Genomic DNA, 15,527 nt, shown 5'->3' on the forward strand with positions numbered 1-15,527 from the left:
CTAATTTTCAACACTTACACTTATTTTCTCTTATTAGAATTAGTAGGGCACTATACATTGTGTAAAACAATTATTTCAACGTATTTCACATTTAGCTCATTCTTTCGTTCTGACCTGATTTTGTTTTGTCATTAATAGCATAATTTCAAGGCATAAACGATTTTCGTAATTCATGAAATCACTACCAATTACTTGTTCAATTTTTTCAAGGCGATGATAAAGCGTTTGACGAACAATAAATAATTTTTCGGCAGTTTCTTTCTTTAAGCCATTACACTGCAAATACATATTTAATGTTTGAATTAAGTTACTATTATGCTTGCGGTCATACAGTCGAAGCTTCTCAACTTTTTCATTGGCCATTTGCATCAGAATCGAATTATTTTGTAACACTTTCACCATGTGATAAAGTGTCAGTTCATCATAAAAATAAGAAAGCTTCATATTTTTCATCCTTATTTGTAAGGAATCTTGCGCCGTTTGATAGCTTTCGGTCAGCTCATTATAGTTGTACACATATTTTCCTACCGCAAATAATGTCTCCAGCCGGTATTGATTCACAATTTCGCCCATCGCACGTTTCATGCGTTCCTTATACGTATTTTCTTGCAATAAATCGCTTAAAATAAAAATTAAACAATGCGACTGCTCGACAATAAACGTATAAAAACCTTCTTTTTGTAAGGATTGGCGCAAATTGATTTTATAGTTTGTTAAATCCGTTTTTTTGTTTTCCTTTCGTAGCTGATGAATCATAACTAGCCAACCATTTTGCGTTAAATTACGATCAATTTCTTCTAAAAAATAGCCCATTTCTTCATTGCTATTTTTCCCTTCTAACCATTTTTCGAAAAATTTACGGTGCTCACTTTCGAGCTTCTCTTCAATGTATAAATCTCTTAAAACAAATTGAGACAAAGTAACGACTGTTCTATCCAAAATTAATATATCTAAATCGGTAATCTCCTTTCTTTCTGAATATATATAGACGGTGCCATACGCTTGATCAAATATATTCAATTCATTGCTCGCACGGAACTTATCTCCTAGCTTCACTATGCAATCTTTTGAATTTTCAGTCTTTTTATCCGGTATTGATAGGCTTGCTCCTGTATTTATTTCGAAAAATACATTTACATTTAAATACTTTTGCATATATTGAAGGATCTTTACTTTATCATTTACTTTTAAAACATATTTATTTATTTTTTGGGAATAGTCTTCTAACTGTTTTAAAATATCGTATTGATGATGAATAATAACCGTATGTAAATCCTGTGTAATTTCAACAAACGGTACAATTTCTTCAAAAATAATTAAGGGGAAATCCAATTGGTTTGCTAGCTTTCTGACGCTTTCAGGAATTTCTTTTATATACATGCCAAGCTCCACACAAAGTCCTGCCACACCTAAATCGCTCAATTGTTGGACAAATTGAAGAAACCCTTGCTCGTTATCTTTTAAAACAACCCCAGTTGTCAGTAGTAATTCATTGCCCTTTATTAATTGTTTCACATCGGTAACTTCCATTATGTGTATCCATTTAATGACACGGCTTAAGCCAGTATTGCCTGCAACTACTTTGGAACATTCAAAATATTTTCGCTGTAAAACCTCTTGAACCGTTAACATTTATGACCCCCCTCAAAATTTACATAATGTACATGCTATTATTGTAATATTTTACAATATGTATATACAAACATATTTTATAATAATGATATAGTAAAAATGAATTGCTGACTTTAAAGGAGGTTAACCAGTGTTCAAAACGAATCGTGAACGACTTAAAAAAAATATTGAGTTATTTAGTCAAATTGGTGCTACTGAAAATAATGGGGTCACACGTTTAAGTCTTTCTCCTGAAGATATTATGGCGCGCGACAAATTTAAAGCTATTTGTGAACAGCTTGGCATGATTATTACAGTTGATGACATGGGCACAATGTATGCAACACTGCCTTGTAAAACAAATAACTTACCTATCGTGATGGGCTCACATTTAGATTCCGTTATTAAAGGCGGACGCTTTGACGGCGTTCTTGGCGTATTAACGGCATTAGAAGCAGTAGAAACGATTATCGATGCTAATATTGAGCTTAATCATCCTTTAACAATTGTGAACTTTACAAACGAAGAAGGCGCCCGTTTTGAACCTTCACTAATGGCTTCTGGTGTGCTTTCAGGAAAATTCGAGAAGGAGAAAATGTTAGCTTCAATCGATCGCGAAGGTATAACATTTGAAAATGCGTTAGAAAAAAGTGGCTATAAAGGCGAAGAAGAAAATCGTTTAACCAAAGCGCATGCCTACTTGGAACTTCATATTGAACAAGGTCCCGTTCTGGAGCATTACAACAAAGAAATTGGTGTTGTAGAAGGTGTTCTAGGAATGGTATGTTATGACATAACTTTAACTGGGGAATCCAATCATGCAGGTACAACCCCTATTTCCATGCGTAAGGATAGCATGTTTGCCGCGATGCAGATTATTTCTATCTTACAAAATAAATTAAAGCAGCTTCCTGAGGATCTCGTTTATACGATTGGTCGTATTAACGCCTATCCAAATATTCACACCGTCATTCCAAGCCATGTAACTTTCTCATTAGAATCCCGCCATCAAGACCCTACAGTTATTCAACAAGTGGAACAAATTATTTTCGATTTACCAAAAGAAATTGAAAATTGTCAGCTTGAATATACGAAATTATGGAATCGTGATACGGTCTATTTTGCTCCTACAGTAATTAATGCCGTAGCAGCAAGTGCCGAAGAATTAGGCTATTCTAGCCACCATTTATTTAGTGGGGCTGGTCATGATGCACAATTTATCGCACAATTTATCCCTTCTACAATGATTTTCGTACCAAGTGCAAAAGGCTACAGTCACCGCGAAGATGAATTTACTTCCTATGAAGCATGTTCAAAAGGGGCCGATGTTCTAGTGAATGCTGTATTAAAAGTTGCAAATCATACCCTATCACAAGCAAATTCAGCTAATGCCTTTTAATATACAACACACATCCCCCAAATCCGTCCTGTTCAAAATTGCAAGACGGATTTTTTTAGTGCCTATATTTTTCTTTACGCAAAAAAACTGTTTCATCGGCATTGTGCTTTTGAAACAGTTTTGAATTCTGTATGTTATTTGTTTGAATGAATTGTTATTGGAAAGAATGAATTTAGGATAAAAAGAAACGGTACAGTGAATCTTTTTATCCTAGTAAAACTTCACTCTCCGTTGTAAAAACTCAAAACTACAATTCGATTTTTTACAACAGCTATAAAAAGTATATTAAAACAGTAAAATGGTGCCCACGAATGGACCTAATAACAGTGTGTAGTGCCTTTGATTATTTGTTCTAATTAGCAACTTTCACCATTAACACGACATTTACTAATTTACTAATTTTCGACACACTTTTCAAGTATTATTTCTCATAAAAATAAAGAAATTAAGTATTTGAAGAGTTTCTGTAATGTTTAATTTATCCGAAAGCGGGAAAAGTATTCATGTAAAAAATCCCCTTAACAACCATTCGTGCCGAAATGGAAAAATTAATTAGATATGTCGATTGAATAAGCGCCCTCGGAGGGAATCGAACCCCCATTTTAAGAACCGGAATCTTACGTGCTATCCATTACACCACGAGGACATTATAATATTTATCTAGCATTCCCATTATACAAAGTGTACTGTTTGTTTTCAACTGTTAAAAAGCAGACTTTATATTTGACCATAATTGACTAATACGTGTATGATAGGTTTACAGCTGAAATACTTACCAAATTCAGCAAAGGTATACGAAAATAGGCTTTAACAAAGGGAGGATTTTTCAATGAACTTAATTCCTACAGTTATTGAACAAACAAACCGCGGCGAACGTGCATATGATATTTACTCACGTTTATTAAAAGACCGTATCATTTTATTAGGGAGCGCTATCGACGATAACGTTGCCAACTCAATCGTAGCTCAGCTTTTATTTTTAGAAGCAGAAGATCCAGATAAGGATATCTACTTATACATCAACTCTCCAGGTGGTTCAATTACTTCTGGTATGGCGATTTACGATACAATGAACTTCATTAAACCTGATGTATCAACAATTTGTATCGGTATGGCAGCTTCTATGGGCGCATTCCTATTATCGGCTGGTGCAAAAGGGAAACGTATTGCATTACCAAACGCCGAAGTTATGATTCACCAACCACTTGGTGGCGCACAAGGTCAAGCAACTGAAATCGAAATTGCGGCTAAACGTATCTTATTCTTACGCGAAAAATTAAACAAAATTATGGCCGAAAACAGTGGTCAACCATACGAAACATTGGCACGCGACACAGATCGTGATAACTTCATGACTGCTGAGCAAGCAAAAGAATATGGTTTAATCGATAAAATCTATGAGCGTAACCAACTTAAAAAATAATATTTATTAAAAGCGGCAGAGCGATTCTGCCGCTTTTTTATTTTAAACTTAGCTTGTGTAAACAACAAAAGGTAGCACTAGATAACACAATCCGCGCAAATATCGTCCGAGCTGATTAGTATAGGCATTCTAACTGTTAATCGATATTTGTAGCCTGATATTTTTCCTTATTCAATCGCTTCAATAAACCTAGTAGTACCCCATGTTGATCTACTGGTATGTTCTCTAAAAGCCTATCCGTAATTTCGTTTTGTAAAACACGCACTTCATCCAAATGCGTTTTTGCTAAATCGGTTAATTGTAATAAGATTGCCCTAAGATCATTTGGGTCAGGTTGACGAACGACCTGTTCTAAAGCATCTACAAAATCGGTAACAGACCTTGCTTTTATGCCCAAAATTCGGGCAAGTTCATTCATACGTATCGATCCTTTTTCTGCCACAGTTGAAAGAACTCGATTTCTAGGCCCAGTTAATTGGAAAGGTGAATCTACATACAAAAAAGAGGTGCTCGTGAAATTATTTCACAAACACCTCTATGATTACGCTTCCAAAAATTAATCTGCTTTTTCGATTAGTAGCTGTAGCGCATGCATCGCTTTTTCTTCATCATGCCCATCTGCGCTTAGCGTCACTGTCGTACCTTTTGCTACCGCTAAGCTCATAATGCCCATGATCGATTTGGCATTCACCTTTTTCGCTTCTTTTTCTAAAAAGACATCTGATTTATAACGATTCGCTTCTTGAACGAATAGTGCAGCTTGTCTTGCTTGTAATCCTGATTTTAGCTTGACCTCTACTTGTTTTTCGATCATTTTGAAATACTCCCTTTCACATCCGTACATCAACTTATTTATTTCATCTTATCGAAATTATCGGAAAAGAACAACAATAGAATGCAATATTTTGAAAACTTACCTTTCTAAATCTGCTCTCCGCGACGAAGTGCTTCCGCAATTTCATCGATTTTACGTAAGCGGTGATTCACGCCCGATTTACTAACAACTCCCGTTGAAACCATTTCACCTAGTTCTTTTAACGTGACATCTTGATACTCGACACGTAATCGTGCAATTTCCCGTAGTTTTTCTGGCAACTGATCTAAACCGATCGCGTTGTCAATAAAACGAATATTATCGACCTGACGTAATGCCGCGCCGATTGTTTTATTTAAATTAGCGGTTTCACAGTTTACAATGCGGTTCACACTATTACGCATATCGCGTACAATTCTGACATCCTCAAACTTTAACATAGCTGAAGTCGCACCTACTAAATTTAAAAAATCCGAAATTTTTTCTGCCTCTTTTAAATACGTGACAAAGCCCTTTTTACGTTCAATCGTTTTCGCATTCAAATCATAGTGGTTCATCAGATCAGCCAACGCCTCCCCGTGCTCCTTATAAAGCGAATAAATCTCTAAATGATATGAGGACGTTTCTGGATTATTCACTGAACCACCGGCTAAAAACGCACCACGTAAATAAGCACGGCGCTGATTATTTTTTGGAATGATCGACTGTGCAATTGTATGATTGAACTCGAAAGAATTCGAAACAATTTCTAAATCCGCTAAAATTTCACGGGCCCCTTCACGTACACGGCAAATGTATACATTGTTTTTCTTAAGGCGCATTTTTTTACGTACTAACAACTCAACATTATATGGATAAAGCTTTTTAACAATTGTATAAAGTCGACGTGCAATCGCTGCATTTTCGGTTTGTACATCTAAACTTAATTGACGATTGGCAAAGCTTAAAGATCCATTCATTCGTATAAGGGCGGACACTTCAGCTTTTAAGCTTGTGTCATCCGCTTCAATTTGCGTGAGCTCTTTTTTTGTTTCTGATGCAAATGACATTTCTGAGTTCCCCCTTTCTAGCAAACTATGTAGTAATTAGTCCTGCATTTTTTGTTGCTTTTGTGCTGCATAATCACATAGCCAATCCGCTAAATTTTTTGCATCATGACGAACTGTGCCGTCTTCTATAAGTGCAATTTCTTTTTTTATTATTTTCAAACCCATTTGAGTTAATTTTTCAACATCAAAATGTACGGGCTCTGCATTTTCTTCACGATAATGGGCGTAAATTGCAGGAGGTAATTCTTTTTCATTAAACAACACGGATTCGATAAATGATTCACCAACATGTTCATGAATTGCTTCTATGTGCTGTGATACTGAATAATTGATTGTTTCTCCTTGCTGCGTCATTAAGTTAGCAATATATATTTTTTCGCCTTTTGCCTTTACGACCGCTTGCCCAATTCCTTTTACTAATAGGTTTGGAATAATACTAGTATATAAACTTCCTGGACCAATTAAAATAAAATCGGCACGTTCAATCGCATGGATCGCGGCTGGCAACGGCTTTAAATTACTTGGTTCTAAAAAAACACGTTTAATAGGCGCATGACCTGAAGGGATTTTGGATTCTCCAACAATTGTTGTTCCGTCCGTTAGTTCGGCATGTAGAGTCACTTTTTTATTTGCAGCTGGAACGACCTTACCGTGAACATTTAATACTTTACTCATTTCAGCAATAGCATGGTTAAAGTCACCTGTAATTTCGATAAGCGCCGTTAGCATTAAATTGCCTAAAGAATGTCCATTCAAATCATTGGACTGCGAAAAGCGAAACTGAAACATTTGCTCGACTAATGGTTCCACATCAGATAGCGCCGCAATGACGTTTCGTACATCCCCAGGTGGTGGTATATCATAGTCATCTCGTAGTCGTCCAGAAGAGCCACCATCATCTGCTACTGTAACAATCGCTGTAATATCAAACGAATGCAGCTTTAATCCCCGTAGCACCGTCGATAGCCCTGTGCCTCCCCCAATGACTACGATGCGCGTTTTCTTTTTTTTCATGCTATCAATCCTTCCTATGATTGATATCTCTGTGTGAAATAATAACTCGATCATTTTTTGTTAAAAACTTACCAAAGTATTCTGCAAGTGTTACTGAGCGGTGCTGACCACCTGTACAGCCAAATGCAATCACAAGCTGTGATTTCCCTTCATTACGGTACTGTGGAATCATAAAGGCAAACAGGTCAGTTAATTTAGCAATTAACTGCTGTGTTTCATCAGTTGCTAATACGTACGATGAAACTTCCGTTTGAAGCCCTGTTTTATGACGAAGTTCTTCGACATAATATGGATTTTTTAAAAAGCGCACATCAAATACTAAATCGGCATCAATTGGAATACCATGCTTAAAGCCAAACGACATGACATTTACTGAAAATGAAGGGCTACTTTGATTATCAAATTCTTGTGCGATGCGCTCACGTAATTCACGCGGTTTTAACGAAGAAGTGTTAACAATCGTTTTTGCACGTCCTTTTAATTCAGATAATAATTGGCGCTCTAACTGAATTCCTTCAAGCGGTAAACCTTGAGGAGCTAATGGGTGTGAGCGGCGTGATTCTTTATATCGGCGCACAAGTGTGGCATCATCCGAATCTAAATATAAAATGCGTGCTAATAAATCCTCTTCTTCTAAAAGAGCATCTAGCGTTTCAATTAACGAATCGAAAAACTCACGCCCACGTAAATCCATCACAACAGCAATACGGGAAATTTTCTTTTCAGAATCCTTCATTAACGCTAAAAAAGTAATTAATAAATCTGGCGGTAAATTATCAACACAGTAATAGCCTAAGTCTTCAAAGCTATGAACAGCAACTGTTTTACCTGCGCCCGACATCCCTGTAATTATGACCAACTCATGTGTATAGCTCGAACTCCCCACAGTGTTTCTCCTCCTCTAGTTTTCTTCGATTGAATTTTGGATTTTTTCGCTAATCAACTCAAAATCTTCTGTATATTCAAATGTACCATATTGTATACCTTTGTTTAACGCTGCAAACAATAAATTAGTTCGATCACCTTCAGCCATCGGAAGTTCGTTGATACTGTCAATGGAATGCCAACCTAAAATTCCTTCGCGTGTTTCAATAAATTGTGTACCTTCCACATCATTTGCAACAAATGTATACAGCATCCACTCGTCAACTACTATATCTTCATTTTTAATAACCATTGTATAAATGCCTTTTAAATGAGCAGCTTTTGGTGTTAAGTTTGTTTCTTCTTGAAATTCGCGTACAGCGGATTCATAGATGGACTCCCCTAACTCCATTTTACCTCCTGGCGCAACAAACCAACCGCGCCTTGGCTTTTGGAGTAATAATACTTTTCCATCCTTTATAGCTAATAAATTCGTAATACGTTGCATATTTAACACCTCAATTCTTTCATGTAAGCTTACTTCTATTATACCTTGTCCTATGCATTCCGTAAAAGCGCATACTTCCATTTAATGTATATCAAAACGCCAACTACGCAAAAAGAGGTCGCTTCGGCGTAGGTACGCTCGAAACAACCTTAAACGAATTTGATTATAAGGGGGTTAAAACGAATTCATATGTTTAGTATACCCTACCTTTGTAACGATTCGATTACAATTATGTTAAAAAATTATTGATTTATTTTTTCTTTTAATTCTTCGATGTAATGTTGAGCTGATTGCGCTGCGATACTACCATCACCTGTTGCTGTAACAATTTGACGAAGCATTTTGTCTCGAACGTCACCAGCTGCATAAATACCTGGCACTGCTGTTTCCATTTTTTCGTTTGTTACAATATAGCCAGCATCATTAAGAATGTTTAACGGTGCAAATGGTGCAGTTAACGGTAGCATACCCACATATACGAAAACGCCGTCAGTTTCTACTTGAGATTCTGAACCATCTTCTGTTGATACTAATGTTACTTTACCTACTTTACCATCGACTTCGTGAATTTCGCTAACTGTTGAATTCCAAATGAAGTCGATTTTTTCATTTGCAAATGCACGGTCTTGTAAGATTTTTTGTGCACGTAATTTATCACGACGGTGAACGATTGTTACTTTATCAGCAAAACGAGTTAAGTAAACGCCCTCTTCTACTGCCGAATCACCACCACCGATAACGATTAAGTTCTTTTGTTTGAAGAATGCACCGTCACATACAGCACAGTAACTTACACCACGACCACCAAGCTCTGTTTCGCCTGGAATGCCTAATTTTTTATATTCTGCACCTGTTGTAATAATAATTGTGCGTGTTTTATATTGTTTCTTGCCTGAAATAATTGTTTTATAATCCTCGCCGTCAATGATTTCTGAAACATCACCGTATGCGTATTCTGCACCGAATTTCTTCGCGTGTTCGAACATTTTCGTTGAAAGTTCAGGACCTAAAATTGTATCAAAACCTGGGTAGTTTTCTACAGCTTCTGTGCTCGCCATTTGACCACCTGGAATCCCTCGTTCAATCATTAATGTTGATAAATTTGCGCGAGATGTATAAACGGCAGCTGTCATCCCTGCTGGACCAGCACCGATAATGACAACATCATAAATTTTTTCTTCTGACATGAAAATCCTCCTCTTGCGTGTACCTATTCCTAGTATTTATCGTATAAGATTACTGTAACAAATACAAATTTACTGCTTATTCATAGTCGGTTGGTACAAATTTATATAATTCATCGTTATATTTCGTTAATGTTGATGTGGAAATACCATATTTCTCAGCCATTTCCTTCTTGGTTACTTTATTTTCAATTGCTACATGAAATGAATATTCAATTGATGCTGCTAATGCCGCACTATTTTTGAATGCATAGCCTTGCTTAAATGCTATTTCCCCAAGTGCAAACCAAGTACTTAAAATTTGTGCTACCTCTAAATTAATAGATTCATTTGCTTGGACGATTAATTCTGCAACTTGCATAAAGCTTAAAAATGTCTGTTCTTCCTTACAGGTTGGATTAAATTCGTATTCAAGAGCATACGCCAAGCTTAATTTTTCAAGTTCAGAAAAACTTGTCACATTTAATAATGTAGGATGGGCCACAATTTCTTGCCTATGCGCAGAACGTTTCAGCAAAAATAATCCGAACAATCGGCTCGATTCGTGCTCATCTGATAATTGACGGATGATGAAATCACGATGGTTTTCTGCAGAGTTACGCATACGCCCAACTTCACCATGCAACCATGGCTCCATGCCTTCTTTTGTCGGGTCTATTTTAATGAGTGTTTGCCACGCCTCAATTGCTCTTTGCTTGTGTCCAGTGAAATGTGCTGATTGCGCCAACCAAAAATAAAATCCAGCGTCGCCCTCATAGCCACGCTTACTCATCGAACGTAACCACTTGTATGCACTTTCATATTCACCAATTAACGCAAAAGTAGCACCTAGCTTATAACGATTATCCCAATCATATGGCTGAATTTTATTTAAAAGTTCTAGTAAATTACCAAGCTCTTCATTGTTTTTTTCGTAGTAAGCAAATACCGCTAAATTACATAGAGCATGCAAGTTCCCTTGATTTTCACGTAGCACTTGGTATAGTAGCGCACGGGCTTGCTCGGCTTCACCAATGTAAAAGTAGGCCAGTGCTAAATTATTATAAGCGTTCCACAAGTCCGGAAATTCCTCTATTGTCTGCTCCAACACTTCAATTGCAGACTGAAAATTACCTTGTTCCATTAGACGACGTGCTTTTTCTTGTGCCACGAGCTTCTCGCCATCATACTCATCCATATCTTCGATTGCCTCTGATTCCGATACATAATCAAAGAAGTCCAAAATTTCTGTTGCATCTTCAATATATGTACCATTTGGATCCATCTCTAAATATTTCGCTGCGTATTTTTGTGCATCTGCAATATGTCCGATACAGCCTGAAACTTCAGCTAACATAAATACAATTTCTGCCTCATTTTGCTCAATACTATATGCTGTATGAATCAATTCATAAGCATGGTCGAAATTTTGTAATTCCATTTCTAAAATCCCATATTGTAATAACACATGTGCGTCATCCGGGCTTAAATCTGCGGCACGTTTAATGTACTTATACGCCTTATCCATTTCATCACGATCTATCGCTTTTAATGCTTTATTGTAGTAATAATCACCATTCGGAACAAACGACACGACATTAGTAGATTTTTCTTTTAAACGTTTATTTTCCAATAAAATTCCTCCGAGTAAATTTCCGTTCGTTTACTTTATATGAAAGGCTATACTTGTTTTTATACAAAGAAATAAGGAACGAGCATGATGTCGTTCCTTAATCAATTCTTATTATTATAGCATATTTATGCTCATTAGCATAAAACCTCACATTACAAAGTCGTGAAATTTGCTCATTATTTTTGTGGTTTTTTACCTTCGTGACGTTTTTGTAGTACTTCTAACACCTCATACACATCTATTTTTTGTTCCTGTAGTAAAACTAATAGGTGATAAATGAGGTCTGCTGCTTCCCATTTTACTTCTTCTTTATCACGATTTTTCGCACCAATTACTACTTCAGTCGCTTCTTCCCCTACTTTTTTACAAATTTTATCGATTCCTTTTTCAAATAGGTACGTAGTATATGCGCCTTCTGGCATATCGATTTCGCGCTGTTTAATAACTTCAACTAATTGCGGTAAAATCGCCACTGACCCTGGGTGTGCGTTATCTACAATTGTTTCAGTGAAGCATGATGTTGTACCGTTATGGCAAGCTGGGCCTTCCGGAAGCACCTCGATTACTAATGCGTCTTGATCACAGTCCGCTTTAATCGACACAACTTGTTGCGTATTACCGCTTGTTGCACCTTTATGCCATAATTCGTTGCGTGAGCGAGAGAAGAACCATGTCTCGTTCGTTTCAATCGTTTTTTGTAATGATTCCTCGTTCATGTAAGCTACTGTTAATACTTCTTTTGTTTGTGCATCTTGGACTACGGCAGGAATTAATCCTTGCTCATTAAACTTTACATTCATCGTACGTAAACCCCTTTTTGTTGTAAGTAGCTTTTTACTTCGGCTACGCTCGTTTCTTTATAGTGGAAAATGCTCGCAGCAAGTGCAGCATCTGTATCAACATCTTGAAGTACTTCACGGAAGTGTTCAGCATTACCAGCACCGCCACTTGCAATAACCGGTACAGTTACAGCATTGCGTACCGCTTTTGTAAGAGCCAAATCGAAACCCGATTTTTCGCCGTCTTGATTCATCGACGTTAGTAAAATTTCACCCGCACCAAGTCGAACTGCTTCTTTTGCCCATTCTACTGCTTTCCACTCGGTTTTATTGCGACCGCCATGTGTATAAACCATCCATGTCTCATCTTCTTCCGAGTAACGCGCATCAATCGCACAAACGATGCACTGTGCACCGAAATAATCAGAGCCCTCTTTTATTAACTCAGGACGTTCTAACGCAGAGGTATTCACCGATACTTTATCTGCACCTGCACGTAAAATACGTTTCATGTCATCTAATGTACGAATGCCACCACCAACTGTAAATGGAATGGCTAATGTGGACGCTGTTTGGCGTACCACGTCCACCATCGTTTCGCGCCCTTCATGTGAGGCCGATATATCTAAAAATACAAGCTCATCAGCACCTTGCTCATCGTAAAACTTTGCAAGCTCAACTGGATCACCTGCATCTCTGAGCTCCACAAACTGTATACCTTTTACAACACGGCCTTCTTTTACATCGAGGCACGGAATTATTCGCTTCGTTAACATACTGTATCCATAACCCCTTTCGCCCATGCTGTTAATAAGTGAACACCAAACTGACCTGATTTTTCAGGATGGAACTGCATACCTGTAAAGTTTTCCGCTGAAACAATTCCTGGTACCTGTAAATTTTCATAATCCGCATAAGCAACAAGTTCATCGACATTCATATCGCTCGCATAAAATGAGTGCACGAAATACACATGACGCGCTTCTGGTAATGATTGCTCATTTAGCCAATCTGGTGTTTGTAGTAATTCTAAATTATTCCATCCCATATGTGGAATGCGCGAAACTCCCTCAAAACGCTTTATACGTCCAGTGAAAATGCCAAGTCCCTTTGTTGGTGTAACTTCATCACTTTCTTCAAATAACAGCTGCATCCCTAAACAAATGCCTAGTAGCGGCTTTTTTGTTGTTTGAATGAAATCGATTAGATCCGTTTCTTCTAGGCGTTTCATTGCATCTGGAAATGCGCCAACACCTGGTAGTAATAATGCATCAACTGCTTGCAATTGCGTTTTATCACTTGTAACAACAACTTCAGCATCAAGCTTTTTTAACGCCTGCTCAACGCTGAAAAGATTTCCCATTCCGTAGTCAATTACACCAATTTTCACGTTAACAGCCCCTTCGTTGATGGCACACCTTTTACGCGTGGGTCAATTTGGATTGCATCATCTAACGCACGTGCTACTGCTTTAAAGATGGCCTCAATAATATGGTGTGTATTAAGACCATAAGGCACGATAACATGCAAATTAATGCGAGCCTCTAATGCAAACTTCCATAAAAATTCATGTACTAATTCTGTATCAAATGTGCCAACTTTAGCATTGAGAGTTGGTGTCACACGATACTCTAAATGTGGGCGATTCGAACAATCAACTATAACTTGCGCTAACGCGTCATCCATTGGCACAAAGGCATTCCCATAACGTTTAATCCCTTTTTTGTCACCTAATGCTTCGCGGAATACTTGACCTAATACGATACCGATGTCTTCTGTTGTATGGTGATCGTCAATCCACGTGTCGCCAGTGGCAAAAATTTTGCCATCAAACAAACCGTGCTTAATGAAAAGGTCGAGCATATGGTCCATAAAACCAACACCTGTTTTAATTTCTGCTTGACCTGTACCGTCTAAATTTAGTTCTACTGTGATTTTTGTTTCATTCGTACTTCGATCGATTTTTGCAAAACGCATTATGCTTCGTCTCCTTTATCCCATCCACGTGATTCTACTGCGCGCGCATGTCCTTCTAACCCTTCTAAACGAGCTAGTCGAGCAATTTTTTTCGCATTTTGTTGCCAAGTTTTTTGGCTATAATACACAACGCTCGTTCGTTTTATGAAATCATCAACATTTAAGCCACTTGCAAAACGTGCTGTTGAGTTTGTTGGTAACACGTGGTTTGTTCCTGCAAAGTAATCTCCAACCGGTTCTGAGCTATAACGCCCGATGAAAATCGCACCTGCATGCGTAATCATCTTTGATACTTGCTCTGCATTTTCCGTTACAACTTCTAGATGCTCAGGCGCTAAAGAGTTTACCGCACGCACCGCTTCTTCTATTGATTCTGCCACATATATTTGACCAAAGTTTTCAATCGCTTTACGTGCGATTGCTTCACGTGGTAATCTACTTAACTGTATTTCAACTTGCTCTGCTACTTCATCGGCTAAATCATCACTCGTCGTAATTAATACTGCGCACGCTAATGTATCATGCTCGGCTTGTGATAAAAGATCCGCTGCAATTTCATCAGCATAGGCTGTATCATCCGCTAATACGCAAATTTCTGAAGGACCAGCAATCATATCAATCGCCACTTCACCGAACACTTCACGTTTTGCTAAGGCGACGTAAATATTACCAGGACCTGTAATTTTATCAACCGGTGCAATCGTTTCTGTACCATAAGCAAGTGCGGCAATCGCCTGTGCACCGCCCGCTTTATAAATTTCAGAAACCCCTAAAATATATGCCGCTACTAGCACGGCTTCTGGTAATTTACCACACTTACCAGCAGGTGATGTAATAACAATTCGTTTTACGCCCGCTACTTGCGCGGGAATCACATTCATTAGTACCGAAGATGGATATGCTGCTGAACCACCTGGTACATATAAACCAACCGCATCAAGTGCTGTAATACGCTGCGCTAAATAAGAACCATCAGCAAGCGGTAATTGGAATCCGTTACGCTTTTGTTCATTATGATACAGACGAATATTATGAGCCGCTTCTTGTAAATCCATATATAATTGGGAGTCAAAATTATTTACTGCATCTGTAATTTCCTGCTTAGTCACACGTAAATTTTCTGGTGCGAAACCGTCCCATTTTTCACTATAGTATTTAATCGCCGTATCGCCTTTTGCACGAACATCCGCAATTACTTCCCGTACAGTTTGCAGTTGTTGTTCATTGCCCTGCTCTAGCTGGCGTTTTAACGAAATATCACTTGTTAACGTTGTAATTTTCATAAAGCTGCCT

At 37.7% G+C, this 15,527-nt stretch carries 16 protein-coding genes and 1 tRNA gene; 2 read left to right on the forward strand and 15 right to left on the reverse strand.

The genetic code is table 11. The features are described from left to right. Positions 1–96 precede the first annotated feature (96 nt). Positions 97–1,632 carry a PucR family transcriptional regulator gene (locus O7776_RS16265; protein WP_274308010.1) on the reverse strand — a complete coding sequence of 512 codons (1,536 nt, stop codon included), beginning with the start codon at positions 1,630–1,632 and terminating at the stop codon, positions 97–99. Positions 1,633–1,762: 130 nt separating this feature from the next. On the opposite strand from O7776_RS16265, the gene O7776_RS16270 reads away from it, so the two are divergent. Continuing rightward, positions 1,763–3,010 (forward strand): Zn-dependent hydrolase, encoded by a 1,248-nt coding sequence (locus O7776_RS16270; RefSeq protein ID WP_274308011.1) that lies wholly within the window; start codon positions 1,763–1,765, stop codon positions 3,008–3,010. A 574-nt stretch (positions 3,011–3,584) separates the two neighbouring features. Here the strand turns inward: O7776_RS16270 and O7776_RS16275 are convergent. After that, positions 3,585–3,656, reverse strand: a tRNA-Arg gene (locus O7776_RS16275). Positions 3,657–3,839: 183 nt separating this feature from the next. On the opposite strand from O7776_RS16275, the gene clpP reads away from it, so the two are divergent. Next, positions 3,840–4,433: an ATP-dependent Clp endopeptidase proteolytic subunit ClpP gene (gene clpP, locus O7776_RS16280; RefSeq protein ID WP_274308012.1), complete on the forward strand. Its 594-nt coding sequence runs from the start codon at positions 3,840–3,842 to the stop codon at positions 4,431–4,433. A gap of 136 nt (positions 4,434–4,569) precedes the next feature. On the opposite strand, the gene O7776_RS16285 is transcribed toward clpP, so the two are convergent. The 13 genes from O7776_RS16285 to hisD all read right to left on the reverse strand — a co-directional run bounded on the left by O7776_RS16285 (position 4,570) and on the right by hisD (position 15,517). Beyond that, the gene (locus O7776_RS16285) at positions 4,570–4,875 is read right to left on the reverse strand and encodes a MarR family winged helix-turn-helix transcriptional regulator (RefSeq protein ID WP_420802128.1); all 306 of its coding nucleotides are present in this window, start codon (positions 4,873–4,875) and stop codon (positions 4,570–4,572) included. A 114-nt stretch (positions 4,876–4,989) separates the two neighbouring features. Beyond that, positions 4,990–5,247, reverse strand: a complete 258-nt coding sequence (locus O7776_RS16290; protein WP_241369988.1) for an HPr family phosphocarrier protein — start codon at positions 5,245–5,247, stop codon at positions 4,990–4,992. Positions 5,248–5,354: 107 nt separating this feature from the next. After that, positions 5,355–6,296, reverse strand: a complete 942-nt coding sequence (whiA, locus tag O7776_RS16295; protein WP_241369986.1) for a DNA-binding protein WhiA — start codon at positions 6,294–6,296, stop codon at positions 5,355–5,357. Between the two features lie 36 nt (positions 6,297–6,332). Further along, complete coding sequence (locus O7776_RS16300) at positions 6,333–7,310, reverse strand: gluconeogenesis factor YvcK family protein (protein WP_274308014.1); 978 nt, start codon at positions 7,308–7,310, stop codon at positions 6,333–6,335. Between the two features lie 4 nt (positions 7,311–7,314). Next, on the reverse strand, positions 7,315–8,196 hold the full coding sequence (rapZ, locus tag O7776_RS16305; protein WP_274308015.1) for an RNase adapter RapZ: 882 nt from the start codon (positions 8,194–8,196) through the stop codon (positions 7,315–7,317). A gap of 15 nt (positions 8,197–8,211) precedes the next feature. Next, positions 8,212–8,682, reverse strand: a complete 471-nt coding sequence (locus tag O7776_RS16310) for an NUDIX hydrolase (RefSeq protein ID WP_241369982.1) — start codon at positions 8,680–8,682, stop codon at positions 8,212–8,214. A gap of 242 nt (positions 8,683–8,924) precedes the next feature. Continuing rightward, positions 8,925–9,869, reverse strand: a complete 945-nt coding sequence (gene trxB, locus O7776_RS16315; protein ID WP_274308016.1) for a thioredoxin-disulfide reductase — start codon at positions 9,867–9,869, stop codon at positions 8,925–8,927. A gap of 76 nt (positions 9,870–9,945) precedes the next feature. After that, positions 9,946–11,478: a tetratricopeptide repeat protein gene (locus O7776_RS16320; RefSeq protein ID WP_274308017.1), complete on the reverse strand. Its 1,533-nt coding sequence runs from the start codon at positions 11,476–11,478 to the stop codon at positions 9,946–9,948. Between the two features lie 176 nt (positions 11,479–11,654). After that, positions 11,655–12,278, reverse strand: a complete 624-nt coding sequence (gene hisIE / locus O7776_RS16325; RefSeq protein ID WP_274308018.1) for a bifunctional phosphoribosyl-AMP cyclohydrolase/phosphoribosyl-ATP diphosphatase HisIE — start codon at positions 12,276–12,278, stop codon at positions 11,655–11,657. Beyond that, a complete protein-coding gene (gene hisF / locus O7776_RS16330) occupies positions 12,275–13,033 on the reverse strand; it encodes an imidazole glycerol phosphate synthase subunit HisF (RefSeq protein WP_274308019.1) in 759 nt (252 codons plus the stop codon). Before hisF ends, hisIE begins: the two co-directional genes overlap by 4 nt. Next, a complete protein-coding gene (gene hisH, locus O7776_RS16335; RefSeq protein ID WP_274308020.1) occupies positions 13,027–13,647 on the reverse strand; it encodes an imidazole glycerol phosphate synthase subunit HisH in 621 nt (206 codons plus the stop codon). The genes hisF and hisH overlap by 7 nt, the downstream gene beginning before the upstream one ends. Continuing rightward, positions 13,644–14,234 (reverse strand): imidazoleglycerol-phosphate dehydratase HisB, encoded by a 591-nt coding sequence (gene hisB, locus O7776_RS16340; protein ID WP_274308021.1) that lies wholly within the window; start codon positions 14,232–14,234, stop codon positions 13,644–13,646. Before hisB ends, hisH begins: the two co-directional genes overlap by 4 nt. Further along, the gene (gene hisD, locus O7776_RS16345; RefSeq protein WP_274308022.1) at positions 14,234–15,517 is read right to left on the reverse strand and encodes a histidinol dehydrogenase; all 1,284 of its coding nucleotides are present in this window, start codon (positions 15,515–15,517) and stop codon (positions 14,234–14,236) included. The genes hisB and hisD overlap by 1 nt, the downstream gene beginning before the upstream one ends. Positions 15,518–15,527: the final 10 nt, after the last annotated feature.

This window comes from Solibacillus daqui (genome assembly GCF_028747805.1).
GTDB classification, from domain to species: Bacteria; Bacillota; Bacilli; order Bacillales_A; family Planococcaceae; genus Solibacillus; species Solibacillus daqui.

Coding starts and splice junctions, on each gene's coding strand:
- O7776_RS16265 (WP_274308010.1), bottom strand. CDS start 1,632: ATGTTAACGGTTCAAGAGGTTTTACAGCGAAAATATTTTGAATGTTCC.
- clpP (WP_274308012.1), top strand. CDS start 3,840: ATGAACTTAATTCCTACAGTTATTGAACAAACAAACCGCGGCGAACGT.
- O7776_RS16290 (WP_241369988.1), bottom strand. CDS start 5,247: ATGATCGAAAAACAAGTAGAGGTCAAGCTAAAATCAGGATTACAAGCA.
- whiA (WP_241369986.1), bottom strand. CDS start 6,296: ATGTCATTTGCATCAGAAACAAAAAAAGAGCTCACGCAAATTGAAGCG.
- O7776_RS16300 (WP_274308014.1), bottom strand. CDS start 7,310: ATGAAAAAAAAGAAAACGCGCATCGTAGTCATTGGGGGAGGCACAGGG.
- O7776_RS16310 (WP_241369982.1), bottom strand. CDS start 8,682: ATGCAACGTATTACGAATTTATTAGCTATAAAGGATGGAAAAGTATTA.
- trxB (WP_274308016.1), bottom strand. CDS start 9,869: ATGTCAGAAGAAAAAATTTATGATGTTGTCATTATCGGTGCTGGTCCA.
- hisIE (WP_274308018.1), bottom strand. CDS start 12,278: ATGAATGTAAAGTTTAATGAGCAAGGATTAATTCCTGCCGTAGTCCAA.
- hisF (WP_274308019.1), bottom strand. CDS start 13,033: ATGTTAACGAAGCGAATAATTCCGTGCCTCGATGTAAAAGAAGGCCGT.
- hisB (WP_274308021.1), bottom strand. CDS start 14,234: ATGCGTTTTGCAAAAATCGATCGAAGTACGAATGAAACAAAAATCACA.
- hisD (WP_274308022.1), bottom strand. CDS start 15,517: ATGAAAATTACAACGTTAACAAGTGATATTTCGTTAAAACGCCAGCTA.